20 protein-coding genes and 1 riboswitch are annotated in these 25196 nt (G+C 74.1%); of the genes, 12 read left to right on the top strand and 8 right to left on the bottom strand.

Going from position 1 to position 25196, the window contains the following annotated elements:
* Window positions 1-29 precede the first annotated feature (29 nt).
* Genes ACPC54_RS08370 through ACPC54_RS08360 form a run of 3 tightly spaced genes read right to left on the bottom strand, consistent with a single transcriptional unit; the run spans window position 30 to window position 3486 of the window.
* Entirely contained in the window at window positions 30-2282 is a 2253-nt protein-coding gene (locus ACPC54_RS08370; protein ID WP_498962588.1) for an FtsX-like permease family protein, read from the bottom strand.
* Entirely contained in the window at window positions 2279-2965 is a 687-nt protein-coding gene (locus ACPC54_RS08365; protein ID WP_498962586.1) for an ABC transporter ATP-binding protein, read from the bottom strand. The genes ACPC54_RS08370 and ACPC54_RS08365 overlap by 4 nt, the downstream gene beginning before the upstream one ends.
* Complete coding sequence (locus ACPC54_RS08360; RefSeq protein ID WP_498962584.1) at window positions 2962-3486, bottom strand: PadR family transcriptional regulator; 525 nt, start codon at window positions 3484-3486, stop codon at window positions 2962-2964. The genes ACPC54_RS08365 and ACPC54_RS08360 overlap by 4 nt, the downstream gene beginning before the upstream one ends.
* Before the next feature lie 368 nt (window positions 3487-3854).
* On the opposite strand from ACPC54_RS08360, the gene ACPC54_RS08355 reads away from it, so the two are divergent.
* Entirely contained in the window at window positions 3855-4511 is a 657-nt protein-coding gene (locus ACPC54_RS08355; RefSeq protein ID WP_498962582.1) for an Rv1733c family protein, read from the top strand.
* A gap of 36 nt (window positions 4512-4547) precedes the next feature.
* Here ACPC54_RS08355 and ACPC54_RS08350 read toward each other — a convergent pair whose 3' ends face one another.
* Complete coding sequence (locus tag ACPC54_RS08350) at window positions 4548-5243, bottom strand: YoaK family protein (RefSeq protein ID WP_498962580.1); 696 nt, start codon at window positions 5241-5243, stop codon at window positions 4548-4550.
* Between the two features lie 83 nt (window positions 5244-5326).
* On the opposite strand from ACPC54_RS08350, the gene ACPC54_RS08345 reads away from it, so the two are divergent.
* Complete coding sequence (locus tag ACPC54_RS08345) at window positions 5327-7090, top strand: nuclease/transposase family protein (RefSeq protein WP_498962578.1); 1764 nt, start codon at window positions 5327-5329, stop codon at window positions 7088-7090.
* Here the strand turns inward: ACPC54_RS08345 and ACPC54_RS08340 are convergent, their stop codons facing one another.
* Window positions 7091-7825 carry an MgtC/SapB family protein gene (locus ACPC54_RS08340; protein ID WP_498962576.1) on the bottom strand — a complete coding sequence of 245 codons (735 nt, stop codon included), beginning with the start codon at window positions 7823-7825 and terminating at the stop codon, window positions 7091-7093.
* A gap of 118 nt (window positions 7826-7943) precedes the next feature.
* On the bottom strand, window positions 7944-9596 hold the full coding sequence (locus ACPC54_RS08335) for an NRAMP family divalent metal transporter (protein WP_498963195.1): 1653 nt from the start codon (window positions 9594-9596) through the stop codon (window positions 7944-7946).
* A 362-nt stretch (window positions 9597-9958) separates the two neighbouring features.
* Window positions 9959-10134, bottom strand: a riboswitch (M-box (ykoK) riboswitch).
* A 168-nt stretch (window positions 10135-10302) separates the two neighbouring features.
* Here ACPC54_RS08335 and ACPC54_RS08330 point away from each other — a divergent pair.
* The 4 genes from ACPC54_RS08330 to ACPC54_RS08315 all read left to right on the top strand — a co-directional run bounded on the left by ACPC54_RS08330 (window position 10303) and on the right by ACPC54_RS08315 (window position 15313).
* Entirely contained in the window at window positions 10303-11103 is an 801-nt protein-coding gene (locus ACPC54_RS08330) for an ABC transporter ATP-binding protein (protein WP_498962574.1), read from the top strand.
* Window positions 11100-13853: an FtsX-like permease family protein gene (locus ACPC54_RS08325; RefSeq protein WP_498962572.1), complete on the top strand. Its 2754-nt coding sequence runs from the start codon at window positions 11100-11102 to the stop codon at window positions 13851-13853. Before ACPC54_RS08330 ends, ACPC54_RS08325 begins: the two co-directional genes overlap by 4 nt.
* A gap of 138 nt (window positions 13854-13991) precedes the next feature.
* Window positions 13992-14372, top strand: a complete 381-nt coding sequence (locus tag ACPC54_RS08320; protein ID WP_498963193.1) for a BlaI/MecI/CopY family transcriptional regulator — start codon at window positions 13992-13994, stop codon at window positions 14370-14372.
* On the top strand, window positions 14369-15313 hold the full coding sequence (locus ACPC54_RS08315; protein ID WP_498962571.1) for a M56 family metallopeptidase: 945 nt from the start codon (window positions 14369-14371) through the stop codon (window positions 15311-15313). The genes ACPC54_RS08320 and ACPC54_RS08315 overlap by 4 nt, the downstream gene beginning before the upstream one ends.
* A gap of 226 nt (window positions 15314-15539) precedes the next feature.
* Here ACPC54_RS08315 and ACPC54_RS08310 read toward each other — a convergent pair whose 3' ends face one another.
* Window positions 15540-16499, bottom strand: coding sequence for a GlxA family transcriptional regulator (locus ACPC54_RS08310; RefSeq protein ID WP_498962569.1), 960 nt, complete (start codon window positions 16497-16499; stop codon window positions 15540-15542).
* Between the two features lie 113 nt (window positions 16500-16612).
* Between ACPC54_RS08310 and ACPC54_RS08305 the strand changes: the two genes are divergently transcribed.
* Both ACPC54_RS08305 and ACPC54_RS08300 read left to right on the top strand, forming a co-directional pair.
* Complete coding sequence (locus ACPC54_RS08305; RefSeq protein WP_498962567.1) at window positions 16613-17566, top strand: NADP-dependent oxidoreductase; 954 nt, start codon at window positions 16613-16615, stop codon at window positions 17564-17566.
* 69 nt (window positions 17567-17635) lie between these two features.
* A complete protein-coding gene (locus ACPC54_RS08300; protein ID WP_498962565.1) occupies window positions 17636-17965 on the top strand; it encodes a DHCW motif cupin fold protein in 330 nt (109 codons plus the stop codon).
* A gap of 35 nt (window positions 17966-18000) precedes the next feature.
* On the opposite strand, the gene ACPC54_RS08295 is transcribed toward ACPC54_RS08300, so the two are convergent.
* Window positions 18001-19083 carry a C40 family peptidase gene (locus ACPC54_RS08295; protein ID WP_498962563.1) on the bottom strand — a complete coding sequence of 361 codons (1083 nt, stop codon included), beginning with the start codon at window positions 19081-19083 and terminating at the stop codon, window positions 18001-18003.
* Window positions 19084-19508: 425 nt separating this feature from the next.
* Between ACPC54_RS08295 and ACPC54_RS08290 the strand changes: the two genes are divergently transcribed.
* The 4 genes from ACPC54_RS08290 to ACPC54_RS08275 are packed head-to-tail and all read left to right on the top strand — an operon-like array spanning window position 19509 to window position 25152.
* The gene (locus tag ACPC54_RS08290) at window positions 19509-21440 is read left to right on the top strand and encodes a methylmalonyl-CoA mutase family protein (RefSeq protein WP_498962561.1); all 1932 of its coding nucleotides are present in this window, start codon (window positions 19509-19511) and stop codon (window positions 21438-21440) included.
* On the top strand, window positions 21437-23641 hold the full coding sequence (scpA, locus tag ACPC54_RS08285; RefSeq protein WP_498962559.1) for a methylmalonyl-CoA mutase: 2205 nt from the start codon (window positions 21437-21439) through the stop codon (window positions 23639-23641). The genes ACPC54_RS08290 and scpA overlap by 4 nt, the downstream gene beginning before the upstream one ends.
* Before the next feature lie 14 nt (window positions 23642-23655).
* Complete coding sequence (meaB, locus tag ACPC54_RS08280) at window positions 23656-24648, top strand: methylmalonyl Co-A mutase-associated GTPase MeaB (protein ID WP_498962557.1); 993 nt, start codon at window positions 23656-23658, stop codon at window positions 24646-24648.
* A 57-nt stretch (window positions 24649-24705) separates the two neighbouring features.
* Window positions 24706-25152: an SRPBCC family protein gene (locus ACPC54_RS08275; protein WP_498962555.1), complete on the top strand. Its 447-nt coding sequence runs from the start codon at window positions 24706-24708 to the stop codon at window positions 25150-25152.
* Window positions 25153-25196: the final 44 nt, after the last annotated feature.

Raw genomic sequence — 25196 nt, 5'->3', positions numbered from 1 at the left:
AGCCACGGGGTAACCGAGTCGACGCTACGTCAGCCGTTGCGCGCGGCCTCCGGCCCGGTGATCCGCCGCAGCAGCGGCAGCGTCGAGGCGATGATCCCGAGCGAGGCGACGATCCCGAAGGCCGTCAGCCCGTAGTACAGCAGGCCCGGCGACGCCAGGTCGTACTGCATCTGCGACTTGAGGAACATCGCCGCGGCGGCGAAGCCCGTCCCGATCGCGAGCGCCGCCACCACCAGGAGCGGCAGCGCACTCTCCAGCCCGATCACCCGGCGCAGCAGCTGCAGCGGCGCCCCGGTCAGCCGCAGCATCGCGAACGGGCGGCGGCGGTCGGACAGTCCGGCCACCACGCTCACCGCGAGGCCGCACCCGGCGATCGGCAGGGTGGTCAGCAGCACGACGTTCGCCAGCTGGCGCCAGCCCTGGAGCTTCTTCTGCCCTTCGGAGGCCCAGTCGTCGACCATCCGGGCCTCGTGCGTCGGGTAGGTGCGGGTGAAGACCGTCCGCAGCCGCTCCATGGCCTGCATGGAGCCGTCCGTGGTCGCGTAGATCATTCGCACCGGCAGCCGGTCGACCTCCTCGGCGGAGATCGGCACCGCCGGCCACTCCTTGTCCGAGCCCGCCTGGAGGTCCACGAACTGGAAGCGGTCGACCGCGGCGACGGCGGCGCCGGGCGCGCAGTGGCCGACCACCGGGATCTGCGCCAGTTCCGAGCAGCGCACCAGGACGGGGACGAGCGGCCGGTCGCCGCGCTTCACCGCGCCCAGGCGCGCCGGGTTCTCGTGCGCCAGCGCCATCCCCTCGAACCCGGGCACGGCACGGGCCCGCGCCGCCACGTCGGCGGAGACCGAGGGGATCGTGCCCACGAGGTCGCCGTCGCTCGCGCTGTCCCCCGCCCGCAGCGGGGCGTCCACGACCGCCTTGCGGACCAGCGCGTCACCGCCCAGGGTCCCCCGCTCTCCGTTGATCGTGCCGATGATCCCGACCGTCGCCGTGGTCACGAACAACGCCAGCACCAGGCCCGCCACCGCGCGGAAGCCCGTCTTCGGGTCGTCCGCCAGCCGGCGCATCGCGATCAGCGAGGCCGGTCGGCTGGTCCGCCGGGCCACGGCCTGGGCGGCCGCCATCGTCAGCCACGGCCCGCCGATCACCAGACCCAGCATCACCAGGACGAAGCCGCTCAGGTAGGCCGCCGACTGGCCGCTGGTGGTCGCCGGGTGGCGGTAGATGGTCCAGCCCAGCTCGGCCAGGCCCGCCACCAGCGGGATCAGCCGCCAGGCGCGCGGCGGCTTCGGCGTCACCCGGCGCGACACCCCGAGCGGGGAGATCACGACCCGGCGCAGCGCCAGCCGGGCGGCCAGCGCCGCCGCCAACGGCACGCCCAGCACCGTCCCGGCCACCTGAGTCAGGCTGAGGCCGAGGTCCTCGACGAAGAAGCGGTCACCGGTGAACGGCACGTCGGCGACCAGCGGCCGCAGCGCGAAGTACAGGACGAATCCGGCCAGGGTGCCGACCACCGCCGCGACGGTGGACTCCACCGCCGCGACCACCGAGATCTGCCCCGGCGTCGCCCCGACCAGCCGCATCGCGGCGAAGCGCTGCTCGCGGGAGGCGGCGGAGAGCCGGGTGGCGGTGCCGATGAAGATCAGCACCGGGAAGACCAGCGCCCCGGCCACCACGGTGAGGATCAGCACCATCCGGTCGCCGTGCACGCCCCCGCCGAAACAGGCGTGCTCGCACTCCGCGGGGACGGCGGTCGCGATGCTGGTCACGGCGGTGGCCTCGGGCAGCGCCCGCACCTCGTCCACCGTGCCGCCCACGACGGCCGACAGGCTGTCCGGCGAGGCCAGCGCCTCGTCGCCGATGGTGCCGACCAGGCGGCCTGGGAAGCGTTCCGCCAGTTCGGCGGCCGGGACGTCGCGCATCAGCTTCTGCAGCGCCGGCGAGGCGTAGTACTCGCCCGGGGCCGGCACCCTGGTCAGGCCGGGCGGCACCGGCGCGGTGGGCCCCGCGGCGGCGACCTCGGCCCGGAAGACGGACTTGCCGTCGTAGTAGTCCATCCGGGCCTGCCACCAGAGCTTGTCCACCGGCGCCGCGGCCGTCGCGCCCTCGACGCCGGTGTTCATCCACCGCTGGCGCTCTGTGACCCGGTCGAGCGCGTTGACGGCGGCGAACGTGGACAGCAACAGCCCCACGCCGATCGCCACCGCCGCCATGATCGTGACCAGCCGGGCCAGCGCCTCCCGGCCGCCACTGACGGCCAGGCGCAGTGCGAACGTGATCACGAGGCCACCGATCCGGCCGACAGCGTACGGGCCCGGCCGTCGCGCACGATCGCCTCGCGGTCCGCGTAGGCGGCGACCCGGGCCTCGTGGGTGACCAGGACGACCGTGGTGCCCTGCTCGCGGGCCGCGCCGACCATCAGCTCCATCACCTGCTCGCCGGTCAGCGAGTCCAGCGCGCCGGTCGGCTCGTCGGCGAACAGCACCTGCGGACGGGCCACCAACCCGCGGGCGAGCGCCACGCGTTGGGCCTGACCGCCGGACAGTTCGCCGGAGCGGCGGCCCTGCATGCCGTCCAGGCCGAGCCGGGCGAACCAGGGCCGGGCCTCGGCGAGGGCGGCGGAGCGGCGCACGCCGTTCAGCAGCAGCGGCAGAGCGACGTTCTCCTCGGCCGTCAACTCCGGCACCAGCTGGCCGAACTGGAAGACGAAGCCGAACTTGTCGCGGCGCAGGGCGCTGCGCTTCGCCTCGGGCATGGTGTCGACGCGCTGGCCGTTGAACAGCACCTCGCCCGCGTCGGGCACCAGGATGCCGGCCAGGCAGTGCAGCAGCGTCGACTTGCCGGAGCCGCTGGGGCCCATGATGGCGAGCACCTCGCCGGCCTGGACGGACAGGCTCGCCCCGCGCAGGGCGGGGGTCTCGCCGAAGGCGAGGGCGATGTCGCGGGCTTCTATCACCGTGGTCATGAGCGCACCTCCGCGGCGAGCACGTCGAGTCGGGCGACGGTCAGGTCGATCCAGCGCAGGTCGGCCTCCAGGTGGAACAGGCCGTGGTCGGCGAGCAGGGCGTCCACCAGCGGGCCGGAGCGGCGCAGTTCGGTGAGCTCGCGCATCCGGCGCAGGTGGGCGGCGCGCTGGGTGTCCAGGTACAGCTCGGCGTCCCGGCCGAGCATCAGGGCCAGCACGACCTTGGTGAACAGGACGGACTGCAGGGCGGGTTCGGGCGCGACCGGGTCCTGGAGCCAGGTCTCGAACTCGGTCGCGCCGGTCTCGGTGATGACGTAGCGCTTGCGGTCGGGTCCGTCGCCGGGCTCGGCCTCGCCGGCGACGATCTTGCCGTCCCGGGCCAGCCGGCCGAGCGTGGAGTACACCTGGCCGTACGGGAGGGGCTTTCCCCGGCTGAAGAAGGTGTCGTAGTCGCGCTTGAGGTCGTAGCCGTGACTCGGCTCCCGCTCCAGCAGCCCCAACAGGGTCAGAGGAACACTCATGAGAGGACCATACACCCGGAGTAGATACCGAGTGTATATCCGGCGAGAAGAATCCGCTGACCTGGAAGAACAGTTGACGGAACGACACGGGCGGGCGACGGCCCCCACGCCGTCGCCCGCTCCGCACCTCGGCCGCGACGGAGCGCGGGGAGCGCGGCCGGTCCCCAGCCTGCCCCCGGCCGGCGGGCCCTGCCGAGGGCCGAAGGACCCGGGCGACCGGGTCGGTCGTACCCGGCGGTAGCGGCGCGGCCACCGCGCTCTTGTGCGGGGACGGTCATCGGGTGGAAATTGGTGGAGATTCCACGCCGGGAGGCGGCGGAACGCGACGGAACCCCCGTACTCCCCCCGCATCCCGAGGAGCCCTCGACGTGTCCACCACCCCCGGCCCGGACCGGCCCGCCTCGCCCCCGCGGCGGATCGGGCGCGCGCTGCGGCGGGCCTGCGGTGCCCGGCACGAACCGCTCGCCCGCGGCCTCGACCGCTCCCGGTCGCGGGCCTGGCTGTTCACCCTCCTCGGGGCGGTGCTCGCCGCCGCCCTGGCCACCGGCGGCGCCCTGCTCGCCTACCGGGCCTCCACCGTGCAGGCCGACGCGGAACGGGCCCGCCTGCACCGGGTCGACGCCGTCGTGCTCGGCGCGTCCGACCGCCCGGGGGTGGGCGGCGGCCGGTTCTCCGAGGGCTTCGGCAACCGGACGGGCCTCCAGGCCACTTGGACGGACCCGCGGGGCATCCGGCACACCGGCGTCGTCGACGCCCCGCGCCGGGTCGCCGACGGCGGCATCCTCCCGATCTGGGTCGACGACGTCGGCAACGCGGCCGAGCCGCCGCTCGAACGGACCGCCCTCGCCGTCTCGGCCGGCTGCACCGGCGTCGGCGGCCTGCTCGTCCTGCTCGCCCTGCTCGTCATCGGCCTGCGGCTGCGCCTGCGCGTCCTCGACCGGCGCGCCGACCAGGTCTGGGCCGACAGTTGGGCCCGCCTCGAACCGCTGTGGAGCGGGCGGGCCGGCCACCGACGCGAGGACTGACCTCCCGGGCCGGCCGCCGGGCCCGCCGGGTCGCGCTCAGACCGGGTCGGCCCAGGCCGGGGCCGGGCGGGCCCGGGACGCCCGGCGGGTGAGGGCCGCGACGCCGACCAGCAGGGCCAGCGCGAGCGCCAGGGCCACCGGTACGGAGGTGTGCAGGACGAGGAGGGCGCCGAGCAGCGCGCCGGCGAACATCCAGACGGCGGAGGCGAGTCGGCGGGCGCCGGTGCGGTCGGCGGCGAGGGCGGTGATGGTCATGGTGAGCACGGTGGTGGTCAGGTCCGGCACCTTCAGCGAGCGGACCACCGCGTTCTGACCGCCCATCGCGAAGCCGAGCAGCCCGATCAGGGTGTAGCGGACCCCTTCGGCGCTGTGCCCGGCGACGGCCGCGAGCGCCGTGCCCGCCGCGACCAGCACCGCCTGGCCGGTGACGGCGGCGGTCAGCAGGTGGCCCCGGTGCCCCGGCAGCCGGCGGGCGAGGTGCCCGCCGGCGAGGGCGCCGAGGAGGAAGGCCGCGAGGGCCGCGAGCGAGGCGGTGGCGGACAGGCCGGCCGCCCCGGCCAGGGCGAACCCGAGGAACACCACGTTGCCGGTCATGTTGGCGACGAAGACGTGCCCGAGTTCGAGGTAGCTGACCGCGTCCACCACCCCGGTCACCACGGTGAGCGCCAGCAGCATCGGCACGAGCGGCCCGTGCTTGGGGTCAGGGGTTGCGAACCATCGACAGCTGAGCATTGTTGAGCGACCTTTGGCGTTCATGAGTGACTTTGCCGGTTTCTACTGAAGTGCTGTCGACAAACGTCCGATTCTCCCGTTTGGTGCTGCTGGTGCTGTTGGGCATGCCAGCATGCGTGTGGTCGAAGGATTCGCGTGGGCAGGGGGCCGGGGTGGCGGTGTTGCGGTGGATCGCTCGGCCGTTCGTCGTCGACGCCGCGTCGGGTGTGTGTATTCGGGACCGGCTCAAGGGCCTGACCGCCGAGGACGAGAAGGTGCTGCGTCTGGTCGGCGCACACCTCGGTTCGCTGGCCTCGCGGGATCTGGCCCGGCGCGTCGCCGACGCCCTGGAGCACTCCGCCCGGACGTGGGCCGTCCGTAAGCGGGACCTCACACCGGAGTCGTCGTCGCGCTGGGCCGGGTCCATCACCAAGGCCACGCACGACCAGTGGGGTCTGTCGTGGCGCGCCCAGTGGCGGCACCTGCGGGGGCTGGCTGCGGGGATCGCCGTGATCCGCCACCGCCTCGCGCTGCCGATCGGTGCCAAGGGCAGCAAGCGGCAGCCCGGCGGGTACCAGTCGTGCCGGGAGTGGCATGCCAAGTCGCGGCGTCTGGCGCACCTGGAGTGCGAGTACGAGCGGGTGAAGGCCGACCACGAGGCCGGCCGGGTGACGGTGGTGCGCGGCGGCCGCAAACTCCTCAACAGCCGGCACAACCTCGCGGCGGCTGGGAAGAGCGTCGAGCAGTGGCGCGGGGAGTGGGAAGCCGCCCGCTGGTTCCTCACGGCTGACGGCGAGTCCGGCAAGCGGTTCGGGAACGAGACGATCCGCGTCACCCCGGAAGGTGAGATCAGCCTCAAACTGCCCACGCCGCTGGCCCATCTCGGCAACGCCCCGAGCGGCCGGTACGTCCTCGCGGCGAGGGTGTCGCTCCCGCACCGGGGCGAAGAGTGGCGCGATCGGATCGAGGTGAACCGGTCGGTGGCCTACCGCATCCACCTCGAAACCAGGTCCGGGCGCTGGTACCTCGACGCCTCCTGGACCCGCAAAGACCTCCCCGTCGTCCCGCTCGATGCCCTCCGCTCCCAGGGCGTCATCGGCGTGGACATGAACGCCGACCACCTCGCCGCCAGGCGACTGGACGCCCACGGCAACCCGATGGGCGCACCCCGCCGCTTCGACTACGACCTCACCGGATCGGCCAGCCACCGCGACGCCCAACTGCGCCACGCCCTGACCCGCCTCCTGCACTGGGCGAAGGCCACGGGCGTTCAGGCCATCGCCATCGAAGACCTGGACTTCACCGATTCCAAGAGCCGGGAGAAGCACGGCCGCAAGAGGCGGTTCCGGCAGCTGATCTCCGGCATCTCGACCGGCAGGCTCCGCGCACGCCTTGTGTCGATGTGCGCCGAAGCCGGCATCGGCGTGATCGCTGTCGATCCCGCCCACACCAGCATGTGGGGCGCCGAGCACTGGCAGAAGCCCCTCAGCACCCCGCGACGGCCTGTCAGCCGCCACCAGGCGGCAAGCGTGGCCATCGGCAGACGCTCCCTCGGGCACCGGATCCGGCGACGGACGGCACCGCCCCCACAGCACCAGAGCGATGGTGTGGGGCATCGGACCGCCCAGGCCAGACCCGGCACCCGAGGGAACGAGGGAAACCGCCCCCGCGTACCCGGACCACGGACACGATCCGCTGGGACCGGACGCGGAAGGAACGCGGTCGACCAGAACGCCCAAGACCGTTCGGGGCGTTCGGCTGAGCACGGGTTCTGCCGACAGGACTCACTCCCGCTCAGTCTTAGGAACGGTGAGCATCGGGTCTCCCAGGGGGCTCGCAGCGGTTCAGTGACAACCCATCAGTTCTAATCAGGCCAGGGCCGGGCTGCCGGGATCGTCGGATTCGTCGTCCAGGTGCCAGTGCAGGTCGCGCACGCCCGGTTCCAGCGAGAGCCTGGTGACGACCAGTTCGAGCGCGGGGGCGACCTGCCCGGTGATGGCGACGGTGGCCCGCAGGCTGGTGGCGTCGCCGCTGTCGGTGCGGCGGGCCCGCAGACCGGTGGGGGCGAGGCCGGAGGCGGTCAGGGCCTGCAGCAGCAGGGCCCGGATGTGGGTCTCGGCCTTGCGGTCGCATTCGAGGTGCACGGTGGCGCGGCTGGTGGAGTCCGGGTCGCTGCCGGACTGCGGGGCCCGGTCGAGCAGCCGGCCGGCCGGCCGCAGCACCAGGTGGACGGCGAGCACGGCGAGCGTGCCGAGGACGGCGAGCTCCAGCTTGCCGGAGGCGGCCAGTACCCCGACCGCGGCCGAACACCACAGCGTGGCGGCGGTGTTGAGGCCACGGACGCCGGCGCCGTCGCGCAGGATCACGCCACCGCCGAGGAAGCCGATGCCGGAGACGACGTACGAGGCGACCCGGGTGGGGCTGCCGGTGTCGCCGACGGCCTCGCTGTACAGCACGAACAGGGTGGCTCCGGCGGCGACCAGGGCGTTGGTGCGCAGGCCGGCCATCCGGGCCCGCCACTGGCGCTCGATGCCGATCAGCGCGCCACAGGCGACGCCGGTGGCGAGCCGGACCAGGAATTCGACGGTGGTCAGGGTGTGCACGACGGCACCTCCTTCACGGGAACGTCCGTCCGCCGGGGGCGGAGCGGGCTTCGGGGAAACGACGGACGGGCGGCGAGCCGAGGCCCGCCGCCCGTCCGTCCGGGCTCAGATCGGTGGCTCAGTGGTTCAGGGCGGTCTGCACGATCTTGATGATGACCATGACCATCGCGATCAGCAGGTAGGCGCGCAGGGCGCCCATGCCGACCTTGCGGGCGGTCGACATGACCGGCTTGGCGAGGGTCTCCAGCGGCGGCATCCGCCAGTCCTCGCGGCCGGTGCGGTCGATCGGGTCCTCCTTGGTGCCCTTGCGGCCGAAGAGGAAGAAGTACCCGGCGACCAGCACACCGACGATCCCGCAGCCGGCCATGATCCCGAGGATCGCGCCCGAGGTGATGTCCGGCCACACGACGGCGGCGGTGAGGATGAGCGACAGCGTGACCAGGACACCGACGACCGCGGAGGTGAAGGCGTTGGTCCTGGGGCCGTTGACCCACGGGCCGAGCACGGCCTTGTCGTTGCAGAGCAGCAGCAGGAAGACCGTCGCGGAGGGCAGCAGCACACCGGCCAGCACCTGGACGAACTGCGTCATCAGGCCCTGCATGTAGTCGTTGGACAGCAGGGTGATCCCCGCGGCCAGCACGACCAGGCCGGCGTAGACCGCGTAGAAGCCCTTGGCGCCCTTGACCCCGCGGTGCAGCGAGTGCTTGATCCCGAAGACGTCGCCGATCGCGTAGGCGGTGGACAGCGACACGGCGAAGGCGCCGATGATCGAGGCGTCCAGCAGCGCGATCGCGAACAGCACGCCCACCAGGCGGCCGGCCTTGTCCTCCAGGCCCTGGGCGATCGCCGCGGCGTCCGAGAACTGGCCGAAGCCGTCGGTGCCCGCGAAGGCCGCGGCGGTGAGACCCATCATCGCGGCGGCGCCGACGACGACCACGGCGATACCGATCCACAGGTCGACCTTCTCGTACTTCATGAAACGCGGGGTGATCCGCTTGTCGATGACGTACGACTGCTGGAAGAACAGCTGCCAGGGGGCGACGGTGGTGCCGACGATCGAGATGATGACCATCATGACGGCGGCCAGCTGGCCGGCGCCGCCGGGCATGCTCGGCACCACGAAGTCGTGGGCCATCTGCGAGGTCTTCGGGTGGACCATGAAGTAGATCGGCACCAGCAGCAGCGAGCCGACGCACAGCGTGATGGCCACCCGCTCGAAGCGCTGGAAGGAGCCGGTGAAGGCCGAGGCGATGATGATCGCGGCCGCCAGCACCACCGCCGCGATCTTGGGCAGGCCCAGGTAGCCGGCCGCGAGGGTGACGCCGATGAACTCGGTGACCAGGGTCAGCGCGTTGAGCAGGAACAGGTCGATGACGCTGAACGCGCCCCAGAACTTGCCGAACCGGTCCAGGATCAGGCGGGCGTGGCCGACGCCGGTGACGGCGCCCAGGCGCAGCACCATCTCCTGGTTCACGTACAGGACGGGGATCAGCATCAGCAGCGTCCACAGCAGCCGGGTGCCGTAGTTCTGGCCGGCCTGGCCGTAGGTCGAGAAGGCGCCGGCGTCGTTGTCGCCGACCATCACGATCAGGCCGGGGCCGATGATCGCGAGCAGCGTCTTGAGCCGGGCGGACAGCCCGTGGCGCGGGGTGGTGTCGTCGAGTCGGATGGTGCCGAGCGCGCCCTTGATGTCGCCGACGTGGGCGTCGTCGAGGACGGCGCAGCGGGCGGCGGGAACGGTGGCGACGGCGGGAGCCTTCGGGTCCAGCATCACGTTGGTCATGGCGGGCCTCCCTGCCCCGGTGGGGGCGAAGGGGGCACGCAGCAGCGATCCTCCCTGCGGGCGCACGGCATCGGCTCCGCACGACGACGCTGAGCGGCGGCGGCCGTACGGGCATGACGATGCGTCAAGTGGCTTGCGTCCAGGCATGGATGAGCGCAGGACGAAGCACCGGATGAACGCGCAGGGAAGGTCGTTACCGCGTGCCGGAGGTGATCGAGAGCATGCGGGGGTAGGGGCTACTGTGGCCCGGACTATTGCAGTCCACGTCTCTCGCCTCCTCCCGGTCGGGGGCGCACACGCTGTGCGCCGCATCGCGACACGGCAAGGAGCACACCGGCCCGATCGGGACCGGTACACCCCAACTCGTCAGAGCTTTGGCACTCCACGGCGTGTCCAGCCTGTCGACCGGAAGCCACTTGGGGTCAACCCTTAACTCGGGAAGACCTGTCCTGAACCTGGGCGTCTCTCGACGTCGTCGGGTCAGTGGCCTGTGTCCGTGAAGACGCCTCACCGAACGAGGTGCCTTTTCAAACCTCGAACAGAATAGCGCCGCCATAGCCGGTCCGACCGACGTTTTCGGCCGATCCTCGACACCTTTGTAGAACCTTGACCAAACCGGGGCCGCTGGATGCACTCGCGCGCTGCATATATAGTTCACCGACATATGCAGCTGAACAGCTCACGAGGGGGAAGTGTGTCCTACACCGATCCGACCGGGCCCCGCCCCGTCCTGCACCTGGCCGGCGTCACCCGGGTGCACGGCCGCGGCGAAGCCCGGGTCCACGCCCTGCGCGGCGTCGAACTGACCGTCCGGCCCGGCGAGTTCGTCGCCGTCATGGGGCCCTCCGGCTCCGGCAAGTCCACCCTGCTGACCCTGGCCGGCGGCCTGGACACGCCCACCGGGGGCGAGGTGCTGGTCGAGGGCGTCACGCTCGGCGGGCTCAGCCGGCGCCGGCTCGCCGACCTGCGGCGACGCTCCATCGGGTACGTCTTCCAGGACTACAACCTGATCCCGGCGCTCACCGCCGCCGAGAACATCGCCCTGCCGCGCGAACTCGACGGCGTCCCCGGCCGCCGGGCCCGCCGCGAGGCGCTGGCCGCGCTGGAGGAACTCGGCATCGGCGAGCTCGCCGACCGCTTCCCCGACGACATGTCCGGCGGCCAGCAGCAGCGCGTCGCCATCGCCCGCGCCCTGATCGGCGAGCGCCGGCTGGTGCTCGCCGACGAGCCGACCGGCGCGCTCGACTCCGCCACCGGCGAGGCCGTGCTCGCCGTGCTGCGCGCCAGCTGCGACGCCGGCGCGGCCGCGATGATGGTCACCCACGAGGCCGCGCACGCCGCCTGGGCGGACCGGGTGGTCCACCTGCGGGACGGCGCGGTCGCCGCGGAGAGCCGCGGGCAGCGCTCCGCCGCCTTCCCGGCCGGTGGCCCCGGCGTCGGCCCGGCCGACGGCCCGTTCAACGCCTCGGCGCCGACCGGCGAGGTGGCCTGGTGAAGCTCGGAGCCTGGCGGGTCCCGCTGCGCATCGCCCGCCGCGACGCCCTGCGCGCCAAGGGCCGCAGCGCCCTGATCGTCGCCATGATCGCCCTGCCCGTCCTCGGCGTCACCGGCGCCGACCTCGTCCACCGCAGCGGCGAACTCACCCCCGCCGAACGGGTCGAGCGGGTGGTGGGCGGCGCGGACGCGCTGGTCACCGGCCTCGCCCCCGGCCGGGCCGTCGAGCAGGCCCCGCTCGCCGAGGACGGCGCCTTCGTCACCCCGTCCAAGCCCGACGAGCAGCCGACCGCCGAGCAGATCAAGGCCGCCTCCACCGACCCGGCCGCCCTGGTCAGCTCCCTGCTGCCGCCCGGCAGCGTGCTCACCCCGGCCCGGCCCGGACCGGAGACCGGCGCGACCTCCCCCGAAGGACTGGTCCGCACCCTCACCACCGAGGCCGACCTCGGCGACCCGGTCTGGCGCGGCCGACTGGACCTGGTCGAGGGCCGGGCGCCGGCCGCCGCGCACGAACTGGCCGCCACCCGGGCCTTCCTGGACCACGCCGGCCTCGCGGTCGGCGGCACCACCACCGTCCAGGGGCTGGAGGGCACCACCTTCACCGTCACCGGCGTCGTCGAGCACCCCGGCGAGCTCGGCCGGGCCGAACTCGTCGCCCGGCCGGGCGAGTTGCTCGACCCGCTGGCCGCCGCCGACAAGTCCGGCGGCACCCCGCCCGGCGGCGCCGCCGAACGCGCCGAGAACCAGCACAGCGCGTGGCTGGTCAAGCTCCCGGCCGGGGCCGCGCTCGACTGGGCCAAGGTCCAGGAGGTCAACCGGTACGGCTACACGCTCACCGCACGCTCCGTCGTGCTCGCCCCGCCGCCGGAGCGGGCCGTCCCCTACTACCGGGACTCCTTCAGCTACTCCGACCCGGCCAACGGCAACAGCACCAAGGTGGTCGTCGCCACCGTCACCGGCATGGGTCTGCTGGAGGTCGCCCTGCTGGCCGGGCCCGCCTTCGCGGTCGGCGCCCGCCGCTCCCGCCGCCAGCTCGCCCTGCTCGGCGCGGCCGGCGGCCGGCGCAGCCACGTCGGCGCGGTGGTGCTCGGCGGCGGCGTCGTCCTCGGCACCGCCGGGGCGGTGCTCGGCGTGGCGCTCGGCACCGGGCTGGTCGCGGCCCTGCGGCCGTGGATCGAAGAGGCCGGCGGCGCACGCTTCGGACACTTCGCCCTGCCCCCGCTCGACCTGCTCGCGATCGCCGGGGTCGGCCTCTCCACCGCACTGCTCGCGGCCGCCCTCCCCGCCCTCCAGGCCGCCCGGCGCAGCGTGACCGCCGGCCTCGCCGACCGGGACACCGTCCGCGCGCCCAGCCGCAAGGTCACCCTGCTCGGACTGCTGCTCGTGCTCGCCGGCGGCGCCGTCGCGGTGTACGGCGCCGGCGCGGTGACGCACGGCCGGCCGGTGGTCAGCAGTTACGACGCCCGCACGCTCACCGTGCTCGGCGGCTCCGTGCTCGCCGAACTCGGCCTGCTCGCCTGCACCCCGGCGCTGGTCGCCCTGCTCGGCCGGGCGGCCCGGCTGCTGCCGCTCGGCCCCCGGCTCGCCCTGCGGGACTCCGCCCGGCACCGCTCGCGCACCGCGCCCGCCGTCGCCGCGGTGATGGCCGCCGTCGCCGGCGCCGTCGCCATCGGGGTGTACAGCACCAGCACCGACGCCGAGAACCGGCGCGACTACCGGCCGCAGGCCCCGTACGGCGCCGTCCAGTTGTTCAGCCGCCTGAACGGCGGCCAGCTCGACCAGGTGCGCGGCGAGCTGGAGAAGCAGCTGACCGGGCTCGGGCCGCGCGCCGACCTCGCCGAGGTGACGTACAAGTTCTGCCCGAACTGCTCCAGCGTCGTCCAGCTCAAGGGGCAGGTGAACTGGCGCACCATGGCGACCATGCCGCACCTCGCCGCCGGGGACGCGACGCTGCTGCACAACCTGTTCGACCTGCGCGACCCGGCGGCCGAACAGGCCCTGGCCGCGGGCAAGCTGCTGGTCTTCGACCGGGCGATGATCGGCGCCGACGGCAAGGCCGTGCTGCAGCTGCGCGGAGGCGGCGGCGCGCCGCTCCAGCCCGGCGAGATCCCCAAGCCGGACCTGCAGGAGATCCCGGTGGACGCGGTGCTGGTCGACAACCCCGCCGCCGCCCGGTTCGCCCAGGGCCTGATGCTCCCCACCGCGCTGCCCGCGCTCGGCCTGACCGCCGAGCCCACCGGCGCCGTCTGGCGGCCCGCCACCCCGCCCGACCGCAAGGCGCAGCAGCGCGCCGAGGCCGCCGCCGTCCGGCTCGACCACCACGGCCGGCTGGAGGTCGAGCGCGGCTACCAGTCCAAGGGCGACGCGCTCACCCTGGCCCTCAGCGGCTTCGCCGCCCTGGTCGTGCTCGGCGCGGCCGGCATCGCCACCGGCCTCGCCGCCGCCGACTCCCGGCAGGACCAGGCCACCCTGGTCGCGGTCGGCGCACGGCCCGGCATCCGGCGCACCATGGCCGGTCTGCAGTGCGCGCTGATCGCCCTGCTCGGGGCACTGCTCGGCGCGGTCAACGGCTTCGTGCCGGCGGTCGGGCTGCTGAAGTCCCGCGCCAGCGGTTTCGGCGCCAAGCCGGCGCTGATCACCGCGCCCTGGGGCGAGCTGCTGCTCGTCGTGCTGGTGCTGCCGGTGCTCGCCGGGCTGCTCGCCGCGCTGTTCACCCGCTCCCGGGTGGCGCTGGCCCGCCGGCTGTCCTGACACCCTGGCTGCCGCGGCCCGCGTCGGATGCCATCCCCCGGAGACGCGGGCGGGCACCCGACGCGGGCCGCGGCCGTACCATGGGCGGGTTCCGCGGGCGGTCGGGTGCCAGCGGCCGGCGAGGGAGACAGGGTGGTACTGCGCGGGTTCGGCGAGCTGGAGGCCGAGATCATGGACCGGCTCTGGGGCTGGGGCCGCCCGGCCACCGTCCGCGAGGTCGTCGACGACCTCCAGCGGCACCGGCCCGTCGCGTACACCACCGTCACCACCGTCGCCGACATCCTGCACACCAAGGGCTGGCTGCGCCGCGACAAGGTCGGCCGCGCCTGGGTGTACGAGCCGACCTGCTCCCGCGAGGCGTACACCGCCCAGCTGATGCACCAGGCGCTGGAGACCACCCCCGACCGGGCCGGCGCACTGCTGCACTTCGTCGACGGGATGAGCGGCGACGAGGCCTCCGCGCTGCGCGCCGCGCTCGACGCCGCACTCGAACAGGTGAAGGCCCGGGACGGGGAGTGACGCTCGCGCTGCTGGGCCTCTACCTCGCCCTCACCGGCGTCCTGCTGCCCCGGCGCCTCGCCGGCTCCCCCCGGGTCCAGGCCCGGCTGCAGGCCCGGCCGGTGCTCGGCTCGGCGCTGTGGCTCTCGCTGATGGCCTCCTTCACCGTCGCCGTGGTGCTCGCCGCCCACCACGCCGTCGAGCCCTTCGCCCACGAGCCGGCCGGGCTGGTCGGCCTGGCCGGGCTGCTCGGACTGCTCCCCCGCGGCGCGCCGGCCGGGCCGGTCCTGCCGCACACCCACGACTGGTGGCAGCTGGCCGCCGCCGGCACGGCGCTCGCCGCCGCGATCGCCGCGGTCGGCCTCCGGGCCGGCCGGGCCCGGCGGCGGCACCGGGCCCTGCTCGACCTGGTCGCCGTCCGGGACGGGCGCTGGGGCGCACTGGTGCTCGACCACGCCCACCCGACCGTCTACTGCCTGCCCGGCCGCCGCTCCCGCGTCGTGCTGTCGCGCGGCGCGCTGCAGCTGCTGGACGAGCGGCAGCTCGCCGCCGCCGTCGCCCACGAGCGCGGGCACATCCGCGGCCGCCACCACCTGTTCCGGCTGCCCGCCGACACCTTCGCGCTGCTCCTCGGGCCGCTGCCGCTCGCCCGGCTCGGGCGAGCGGAGGTGGCGCTGCTGCTGGAGATGGCGGCGGACGACGCGGCGCTGAAGGAGGTGTCGCGGGGTGAACTGGCCTCCGCGCTCTGCGCGTTGGCCACCGGTCCGGGTCCGGGTCCGGGTCCGGGCCCGGCGCCGGAGGGGGCGTTGGGGGCCTTGGGGGCGGCCGGCGCCGGGGTGCTGGCCCGGGTCCGGCGGCTGGCCCGGCCGGGCGGCGGGCGGCGGCGCCGACTCGCCGCGTGGCTCGGCGTGTCGGCGCTGCCCGTGCTGCCGTACCTGCTGGCCTGCGCGCCGCACCCGTAACGGGCACCCGGGCGGTGACTCGGCGCGCCCAGGCCCGCCAGGACCACCGCGCCGACCAGCAGCCAGACGAAGCCGGGGCGCTGCGCCGCGATGTGGGCGTTCACGACGACGTACGCGAGGATCGCGAAGCCGAGCGCCGGGGCGACCAGGTGCCGCCGTCGCATCACCGCCCAGCGCGGCACGGCTTCGCTCGCCCTGGCCGGGCGCGACGCGACGCGACACAGCCTCAGCTCGGGCCGAAGGTCCGCCGGTAGGCCTGCGGGCTCACCCCGGTGGCGTCGTGCAGGTGGCGGCGGAGCGAGGCGCCGGTGCCGAGCCCGGAGCGCCGGGCGACCAGCGGGACGGGCCAGTCCGTGGTCTCCAGGTAGTGCCGGGCGAGGTCGAGGCGCTGGCCGGTGAGCCACTGGGCGGGGGTGGTGCCGGTCTCCTCGCGGAAGCGGCGGGAGAAGCTGCGCACGCTGGTGTGGGCGTGGGCGGCGAGGTCGGCGACCGAGAGCGGCTCGGCGAGGCGCTCCAGGGCCCAGGCCTGGGTGGCGGCGGTACCGGCGGCGGAGGGCTCCGGCACCGGGCGGCGGATGTACTGGGCCTGGCCGCCTTCGCGCCAGGGCGGGACGATGCACGAGCGGGCCACCTCGTTGGCGACCCGGCTGCCGTGGTCCCGGCGCACCAGGTGCAGGCACAGGTCGATTCCGGCGGCGACCCCGGCCGAGGTGAGGACGTCGCCGTCGTCGACGAACAGGACGTCCGGGTCGATCCGGGCCGTGGTGAACATCCGCTGCAGCCGGTCGGCCTCCCGCCAGTGGGTGGTGGCCCGGCGCCGGTCGAGCAGCCCGGCGGCGGCCAGCACGTAGCTCGCCGTGCAGATGCCCACGATGCGGGTGCCGGGCCGGATCCCGGCCAGCGCGGCGCGCAGCGGCTCGGGCAGGGTGCCGTGCTCGCGGATGCCGCCCAGCGAGTCCGAGGGCGGGATGACGACGGTGTCGACGGCGGCGAGCAGCCCGGCGTCCCGGGAGACGGCGAGGTCGAAGTCGGCGGCGCTGCGGACCGGTCCGCCGTCCAGGCCGCAGGTGGTGACGGTGTAGAGCGGGGCGCCCGCCTCGTCCCTGGCGGCGCCGAAGATCCGGGCCGGGATGCCGAGCTCGAACGGGAAGACGCCGTCCAGGGCGAGTACGCCGACATGGTGCATGGCCGGATCCTTTCACCACCTGGCCGTCGTGCCACCACCAGGGGCCCGCGTGCACCGGCACTCTGACGGTGTGCCCGATCGGCCGACCGGGCCGACGACCGGAGGAGGACGACATGCCCGACACCATGCGCGCGATCTCGCAGGACACCGCCGGAGGCCCCGAGGTCCTCCGGCTCGTGGACACCGCCCGGCCCGAGCCGGGCCGGGGCGAGGTCCTGGTCCGGGTGCACGCCGCCGGGGTCAACCCGGCGGACTGGAAGACCCGTTCGCGCGGCGTCTTCGCCAACGGCGCCACGCCCCCGTTCACCCTCGGCTGGGACGTCTCCGGGGTGGTCGAGGCGGTCGGCCCCGGCGTGGCGATCCACCGCCCGGGCGACGAGGTGTACGGGATGCCCCGGTTCCCGCACCCGGCGGGCGGCTACGCCGAGTACGTCACGGCTCCCGCCCGGCACTTCGCGCCCCGCCCGGCGGGCCTGAGCCACGTCGAGGCGGCCGGCCTGCCGCTCGCCGCGCTCACCGCCTGGCAGGCGCTGGTGGACACCGCCGACGTGCGGCCCGGGCAGCGCGTCCTGGTCCACGCCGCCGCGGGCGGGGTCGGCCACCTGGCCGTGCAGATCGCCAAGGCCCGCGGCGCGTACGTGATCGGCACGGCGAGCGCCGCCAAGCACGGGCTGCTGCGCGAGCTCGGCGCGGACGAGACCGTCGACTACCGCACGGTCGACGTCGCCGAGGCCGTCCGGGACGTGGACGTCGTGCTGGACCCGATCGGCGGCCCCAGCTGGGCCCGTTCGCTGCGCTCCCTGCGCCCCGGCGGCACGCTCGTCTCCATCGAGCCGCCGACCGAGGCCTTCCCGCTCGCGGAGGCGGAGGCCGCGGGGGTCCGCGCCGTCTTCATGCTGGTCGAACCGGACCAGCAGGGCCTGCGCGAGGTCTCCCGCCTCGTCGGGTCGGGCCGGCTGCGGGTCCTGATCGACACCGTCCTGCCGCTGGAGCGGGCCGCCGACGCCCACCGCCTGGGCGAGCTCGGCCGCACCACCGGGAAGGTCGTCCTGTCCGTGACGGACTGACCGACTGCCTCCAACTCGACTGCCGGTTCCGAAAGTTGGCCCCCAGTGCGGGGCGGGTAGGGTGGCCGCATGAATCTCAGCGGCTTTCCCTTCACCGCCACCGACTGGAGCCGGGTCGACGAGGAGCGCAAGCCCGGCGAGGCCGGCGAGGTCACCAGCCGGGTGCGGCAGTTCGGCGAGGTCCGCGTCCGCCGGGTGGACTACAGCCCCGGGTACGTCGCGGACCACTGGTGCCGCAAGGGCCACGTGCTGTACGTCCTGGCGGGCGAGCTCGTCACCACGCTCGACGACGGCCGCGTCGTGGTCACCGGCGCCGGCAGCAGCTACCAGGTCGCCGACGGCGCCGAGGCGCACCGCTCCAGCGCACCGACCGGCGCCAGCCTGCTGATCGTCGACTGACGCCCGGCCCGAGCGGGTCGCTCGACCGCCCGGGGTCAGGCCGGACGGACGGCGCCGACGTAGGGCATGGCGTCGATGGGGAGGACCTCGACGTTCTTGCCGGTGCGGGGGGCGTGGATCATCTTGCCGTCGCCGATGTAGATGCCGACGTGGTGGATGTCGCCGTAGAAGAAGACCAGGTCGCCGGGCTGGAGGTCGGAGCGGGCGACGCGGGGGCCGTCGTTCCACTGGTCCTGGGACATCCGGGAGAGCTTGACGTCGGCGGAGCGGTAGGCGGCGCCGGTGAGGCCGGAGCAGTCGAAGCTGTTGGGGCCGGTGGCGCTCCACTCGTAGGGCTTGCCGAGCTGCGCGTAGGCGAACTTGACGATGGTGGCGGCGCGGCCGCTCGCGGCGGGCGGCGGCGGGGCGTTGAGGTCGGTGCGCTGGGTGGAGCGGGAGGCGCGGTCGGCGTCGGCGGCCTGCTTGGCGGCGGCCCGGGCCTTGTCGGCGGACTCCTGGGCGTTGATCTTGGCGCGTTCCTCGGCGCTGAGCTTGTTGAGCATCCCCTGGGCCTGCGCGAGCTTGCTCTGGACCTGCTTCTTCTCGTCCGCCAACTGGTTGCCGACGGTTCCGAGTTCGGCGAGCTTGCGGGTGGCCTCGGTGCGGTCCTGGTCGAGCTTGCGCTGTTCGTCCTGCGCCTGCTTGAGCAGGGCCGCCTGGCTGCCCGCGGCCTGGTTCTGCGCCGAGGCGCGCTCCAGGTAGGACGCCGGGTCCGAGTCGAGCATCAACTGGACGGACGGGTCGATGCCGTTGGTGCGGTACTGGTCGGCGGCCACCGCGCCGAGCCGGGTGCGCAGTTCGTTCATCGCGGCCTGGCCGCGGACGACCTTCTCCTGGATCTGGCCGGCCTCGCCCTGGAGCTTCCGCTGCTTCTCCTGGAAGCCGTTGAAGCGCTCGATCGCCTGCTCGGCCTCCTCGTTGAGCTTGTCCACCTGCTCCTTGACGGTGCCGAGGCTGGGCGTGGGCTCGGCGTGGGCGGTGCCGGCGGCGAGCACGGCACCGCCGGCCACGGCCGTGGTGAGGACCGCCAGGCGGGCCCGGCTCGGAGGGCTGGGCTTGCGGCGCTTTCCGATGGCCATGGCGGCGGCTCCTTCGGCGAATTCCAGGGGAACTTCTGGCGCGACGTCCGGGGGAACGTCGGGGCCGCGGCGCGCTCCGGGAGGTTCCGGGCATGACGGGGCACGACGAGGGCGGGCCGGGGCCGCACGGGGGGAGGACGTCCCCGGCCCACCTTCTTCGAAGTAACTTAATAGATGAGTGGTGGGGTTCCGCAATCCCCCTGGTCCGAACCCGATCCGGACGTGGTCCAGACCTCCCCCGGGCAGCCGATCCCGCTCGCCGACACCCGCGTTGACCTCGGGTGTCATCCGTTCGCCCACCTCCCGCCCCTCCCCCGCAACGGCGGCCACCGCCCTGGATACACCCCGGCCCGGGAAAGTGGCGAGGGCAAGGTCACACAGGGTTCCCCTCCAAACCCGACGCGTGCGTTCGCTAACCTGCGCACATGAAGGTCCCGCCCGAAGGGCTCCCCCTCGCCGCCGAATTCCCGGCCGCGCATCGTGAGCAGTGGCAGCAGCTCGTCCAGGGTGTGCTGCGCAAGTCCGGCGCCCAACCCGAGGACGGCGCCGCCGCCGAGCAGGCACTCAGCACCTCCCTGCCGGACGGCCTGCGCGCCCGCCCGCTGTACACCGCCGACGACACCGCGGCCGAGCCCGGCCTGCCCGGCTTCCCGCCGTTCGTCCGCGGCAGCCGGCCGCAGGGCTCCTCCGTCGCCGGGTGGGACGTCCGCCAGCGACACGCCGACCCGGACCGCGCCCGCACCAACGAGGCCGTCCTGGCCGACCTGGAGCACGGCGTCTCCTCGCTCTGGCTGGAGCTCGGCGGGGACGGCCTGCCGGTCGCCGCGCTGCCCGAGGCGCTCACCGGGGTGTACCTGGACCTGGCCGCCGTCGCCCTCGACGCCGGACCCGAATTCGCCGACGCCGCCGAACGGTTGTTCAAGCTGTACGAGGAGCGCGCGGTCTCCCCCGCCTCCGCCGCGGGCAACCTCGGCGCCGACCCGCTGGGCCTGCAGGCCCGCACCGGCGACACCGACCGCACCGACGCGCTGCTCGCCGCGGCCGTCGAACTCGCCACCCGCTGCACCGCCGAGTACCCGCAGCTGCGCGTCCTCACCGTCGACGCGCTGCCGTACCACGAGGCCGGCGCCTCCCCCGCCCAGGAGCTGGGCTGCTCGCTGGCCACCGGCGTCGCCTACCTGCGCGCGCTGACCGCCGCCGGACTGTCCGTGGACGCCGCGCTCGGCCAGCTGGAGTTCCGCTACGCGGCGGACGCCGACCAGTTCCTGACGATCGCCAAGTTCCGCGCCGCGCGCCGCCTCTGGGCCCGCGTCGCCGAGGTGTCCGGCGCCTCCGCCGAGGCCTCGGCGCAGCGTCAGCACGCCGTCACCTCCCGGGTGATGATGACCTCCCGCGACCCGTGGGTGAACATGCTGCGCACCACGGTGGCCTGCCTCGCCGCCGGCGTCGGCGGCGCCGACGCCGTCACCGTGCTGCCCTTCGACTCCGCGCTCGGCCTCCCCGACGCCTTCGCCCGCCGGATCGCCCGCAACACCCAGTCGGTGCTGCTGGAGGAGTCGCACCTGGCCCGGGTCATCGACCCGGCCGGCGGCTCCTGGTACGTCGAGCAGTTGAGCGAGGAGCTGGCGCAGGCCGCCTGGGCCTGGTTCCAGGAGATCGAGCGGGCCGGCGGCCAACAGGCCGCACTGGCCGCCGGTTTGGTCGGCGAGCGGATCGCCGCGACCTGGGCCGAGCGGTCCGTGAAGCTCGCCAGGCGCCGCGAACCCGTCACCGGCGTCAGCGAGTTCCCGCACCTGGACGAGCAGCCGCTGGTCCGCGAGCCGGCCCCGGCCGGGCTCCGCGGCGGGCTGCCGCAGGTCCGCCGGGCCGAGGCCTACGAGGCGCTGCGCGACCGCTCGGACGCGGTGCTCGCCGCCACCGGCGCCCGCCCCACGCTGTTCCTCGCCTCGATCGGCACCGCCGCCGCGCACACCGCGCGCACCACCTTCGCCGCCAACCTGTTCCAGGCCGGCGGCATCGCGACCGTCGCCGCCGAGGGCACCGACCCGGCCGCGTTCGCCGCCGCGTTCCGGGAGTCCGGCGCGACCGTCGCCTGCCTGTGCTCCAGTGACGCCCTGTACGGCGAGCACGCCCCGGCCGTCGCCGAGGCGCTGAAGGCGGCCGGCGCGCAGCGCGTCCTGCTGGCCGGACGGCTCGGCGAAGTCCCCGCCGGAGTGGACGAGTTCATCTTCGCGGGCGGCGACGCCGTCGCCGTCCTCGGCTCCCTGCTCGACCAGATCACCGGCGCGGACGGCGCCGACCTCGGCGGTGCGCACGGCGCCGACGAGAACGCCGACGACACCGAGGTGGCGCGATGATCCCCGACTTCACCGGAATCGGGCTGACCGGCGACGCCCCCTCGGACGTCACCGAGGCCCAGTGGCGGGCCGCCTGGCAGGAGTCCACCGGCAAGGCCGCCGACGAGCAGGTCTGGGACACCCCCGAGGGCATCGGCGTCAAGCCGCTGTACACGCCCGCCGACCTGGCCGGCCTGGACTTCCTGGAGACCTACCCCGGCGTCGCCCCGTACCTGCGCGGGCCGTACCCGACCATGTACGTCAACCAGCCGTGGACCGTCCGCCAGTACGCGGGCTTCTCCACCGCCGAGGAGTCCAACGCCTTCTACCGCCGCAACCTCGCGGCCGGCCAGAAGGGCCTGTCCGTCGCCTTCGACCTGCCGACCCACCGCGGCTACGACAGCGACCACCCGCGCGTCACCGGCGACGTCGGCATGGCGGGCGTCGCCATCGACTCGATCTACGACATGCGCCAGCTGTTCGACGGCATCCCGCTGGACAGGATGTCGGTGTCGATGACCATGAACGGTGCCGTGCTGCCCGTTCTGGCGCTGTACATCGTCGCGGCCGAGGAGCAGGGGGTGCCGCCGGAGAAGCTGGCGGGGACCATCCAGAACGACATCCTCAAGGAGTTCATGGTCCGCAACACCTACATCTACCCGCCGCAGCCGTCGATGCGGATCATCTCGGACATCTTCGCGTACACCTCGCAGAAGATGCCGCGGTACAACTCGATCTCCATCTCCGGCTACCACATCCAGGAGGCCGGCGCGACGGCCGACCTGGAGCTCGCCTACACCCTGGCGGACGGCGTCGAGTACCTGCGCGCGGGCCTGGACGTGGGCCTCGACGTGGACGCCTTCGCGCCGCGGCTGTCGTTCTTCTGGGCGATCGGCATGAACTTCTTCATGGAGGTCGCCAAGCTGCGCGCGGCCCGCCTGCTGTGGGCCAAGCTGGTCAAGCAGTTCGACCCGAAGAACCCCAAGTCCCTCTCGCTGCGCACCCACTCGCAGACCTCGGGCTGGTCGCTGACCGCGCAGGACGTGTTCAACAACGTCACCCGTACCTGCGTGGAGGCGATGGCCGCCACCCAGGGCCACACCCAGTCGCTGCACACCAACGCGCTCGACGAGGCGCTGGCGCTGCCCACCGACTTCTCCGCCCGCATCGCCCGCAACACCCAGCTGCTGCTGCAGCAGGAGTCGGGCACCTGCCGGGTCATCGACCCGTGGGGCGGCTCGGCGTACGTCGAGAAGCTGACCAACGACCTCGCGGCCCGCGCCTGGCAGCACATCCAGGAGGTCGAGGCGGCCGGCGGCATGGCCAAGGCCATCGACGCGGGCATCCCGAAGATGCGCGTCGAGGAGGCCGCCGCCCGCACCCAGGCGCGGATCGACTCCGGCCGCCAGCCGGTCATCGGCGTCAACAAGTACCGGGTGGAGAGCGACGAGCAGATCGAGGTGCTCAAGGTCGACAACTCCTCGGTGCGCGCCCGGCAGATCGAGAAGCTGCGCCGGCTGCGCGAGGAGCGCGACGAGGCCGCCTGCCAGGACGCCCTGCACGCGCTGACCCGCGCCGCCGAGGCCGGCCCGCAGCGCGGCGGCTCGCTGGACGGCAACCTGCTGCACCTGGCCGTCAACGCGGCCCGGGCGAAGGCCACCGTCGGCGAGATCTCGGACGCCCTCGAAAAGGTGTACGGCCGCCACTCCGGCCAGATCCGTACCATTTCCGGTGTGTACCGAGACGAAGCGGGGCCCTCCGTGCCCCTCCAGCGCACCCGCGACCTGGTCGAGCGGTTCGAGCAGGCCGAGGGCCGGCGCCCGCGCATCCTGGTCGCCAAGATGGGCCAGGACGGCCACGACCGCGGCCAGAAGGTGATCGCCACCGCCTTCGCCGACCTCGGCTTCACCGTCGACGTCGGCCCGCTGTTCCAGACCCCGGCCGAGGTGGCCCGCCAGGCCGTCGAGGCGGACGTGCACATCGTCGGCGTCTCCTCGCTGGCCGCCGGACACCTCACCCTGGTGCCCGCGCTGCGCGCCGAGCTCGCCGAGGCGGGCCGCGAGGACATCACCATCGTGGTCGGCGGCGTCATCCCGCCGCAGGACTTCGACGCCCTGTACGAGGCGGGCGCCGCGGCGGTCTTCCCGCCCGGCACGGTCATCCCGGAGGCGGCCTACGACCTGCTGAAGTCGCTGGCGGCCGGCCTCGGCCACGAGCTGTGAGCCGCTGATCCCCGATGCCTCCGCGGACGATAGACCTCGACAGCTACGTGACGGGTGTCCTCGACGGCTCGCGCGCCTGGATCGCGCGGGCCGTCACCCTCGTCGAGTCCACCCGGCCCGACCACCGCGCGCTCGCGCAGCAGCTGCTGGTGCGGCTGCTGCCGCACGCGGGCGGGGCGGTCCGGGTGGGCATCACCGGCGTGCCCGGGGTCGGCAAGTCGACCTTCATCGACTCCTTCGGCACCATGCTGACCGGCCTGGGGCACCGGGTCGCGGTGCTCGCCGTCGACCCGACGTCCAGCCGGACGGGCGGGTCGATACTCGGTGACAAGACCCGGATGGAGCGGCTGGCCGTCGACCCGGCCGCCTTCGTCCGGCCGTCCCCGACGTCGGGCACGCTCGGCGGCGTCGCCAAGGCGACCCGGGAGTCGATGGTGGTGATGGAGGCCGCCGGGTACGACGTGGTGCTCATCGAGACGGTCGGCGTCGGGCAGTCCGAGACGACCGTCGCCGGGATGGTCGACACCTTCCTGCTGCTCAGCCTGGCCCGCACCGGCGACCAGCTGCAGGGCATCAAGAAGGGCGTGCTGGAGCTCGCCGACGTCATCGCCGTCAACAAGGCGGACGGCCCGCACGAGCGGGATGCTCGCGCCGCTGCTCGTGAACTCGCGGGCGCGCTGCGGCTGTTGCAGGCACCGGACGCGGCCTGGACGCCGCCGGTGCTGACCTGCAGCGGGCGCGACGGCGCCGGGCTGGACGTGCTGTGGGAGCGGCTGCAGCAGCACCGCAAGGTGCTGGACGCCACCGGCGCGCTGGCGGCGAAGCGGCGCGACCAGCAGGTCGAGTGGACCTGGTCGATGGTCCACGACCAGCTGTACGCGCGGCTGCACGAGCACCCCGAAGTGCGGCGGCTGGCGCCCGAGTTGGAGTCGCAGGTCCGGGCCGGCACCCTGCCGGCGGGGCTGGCGGCGCAGCAACTGCTGGACGGGTTCTTCGGAGCCGGCTGACCGTTTCACCACGGCGGGCGGTTCGGGTGCGGCCACGCGCCCGAACCGCCCTTTCCGTTGCCACCCCCGGAGGAGGACACCATCGCCACCATCGTGCAGGACGTCGTGATCGAGGCCGACGCGGACGACGTGTGGGCGGCCGTGCGGGACGTCGGGGCGGTGCACGAGCGGCTGATCCCCGGGTATGTGCTGGACACCCGGATGGACGGCGACGTGCGCTACCTGACCGTCCCCGGCGGGGCCGTCATCCGGGAGCTGATCGTCGGTGTCGACGACGGGCTGCGGCGGCTCGCCTACTCGGCCGTCGAGGGGTTCCGGCTCCCGCTCACCCACCACCACGCCGCGTTCCAGGTCGTACCCGAGGGCGCGGGCCGCTGCCGGCTGGTGTGGACCACCGACGTGCTGCCGCACGGGGCGGCGGAGCAGGTGCGGCCGCGCGTCGAGCGTGGCGCGCGGGTGATGAAGGAGACGCTGGAGCGGGCGGCCCGCCGGGTGGCCGGTTAGGGCGTGTCTTGTGGATCTTGTCGGATCAGGCCGCGGCGTTGGGG

Origin of the sequence: Kitasatospora sp. NPDC094028 (genome assembly GCF_049543595.1) — a bacterium.
Taxonomy (GTDB): domain Bacteria; phylum Actinomycetota; class Actinomycetes; order Streptomycetales; family Streptomycetaceae; genus Kitasatospora.
The sequence above is the reverse complement of the archived record's forward strand: the minus strand, read 5'-3'. Positions and strand labels throughout refer to the sequence as shown.

Coding starts and splice junctions, on each gene's coding strand:
- ACPC54_RS08365 (WP_498962586.1), bottom strand. CDS start 2,965: ATGACCACGGTGATAGAAGCCCGCGACATCGCCCTCGCCTTCGGCGAG.
- ACPC54_RS08360 (WP_498962584.1), bottom strand. CDS start 3,486: ATGAGTGTTCCTCTGACCCTGTTGGGGCTGCTGGAGCGGGAGCCGAGT.
- ACPC54_RS08350 (WP_498962580.1), bottom strand. CDS start 5,243: ATGCTCAGCTGTCGATGGTTCGCAACCCCTGACCCCAAGCACGGGCCG.
- ACPC54_RS08335 (WP_498963195.1), bottom strand. CDS start 9,596: ATGCTGGACCCGAAGGCTCCCGCCGTCGCCACCGTTCCCGCCGCCCGC.
- ACPC54_RS08310 (WP_498962569.1), bottom strand. CDS start 16,499: ATGCACCATGTCGGCGTACTCGCCCTGGACGGCGTCTTCCCGTTCGAG.
- ACPC54_RS08305 (WP_498962567.1), top strand. CDS start 16,613: ATGCCCGACACCATGCGCGCGATCTCGCAGGACACCGCCGGAGGCCCC.
- ACPC54_RS08300 (WP_498962565.1), top strand. CDS start 17,636: ATGAATCTCAGCGGCTTTCCCTTCACCGCCACCGACTGGAGCCGGGTC.
- ACPC54_RS08295 (WP_498962563.1), bottom strand. CDS start 19,083: ATGGCCATCGGAAAGCGCCGCAAGCCCAGCCCTCCGAGCCGGGCCCGC.
- ACPC54_RS08290 (WP_498962561.1), top strand. CDS start 19,509: ATGAAGGTCCCGCCCGAAGGGCTCCCCCTCGCCGCCGAATTCCCGGCC.
- scpA (WP_498962559.1), top strand. CDS start 21,437: ATGATCCCCGACTTCACCGGAATCGGGCTGACCGGCGACGCCCCCTCG.
- meaB (WP_498962557.1), top strand. CDS start 23,656: ATGCCTCCGCGGACGATAGACCTCGACAGCTACGTGACGGGTGTCCTC.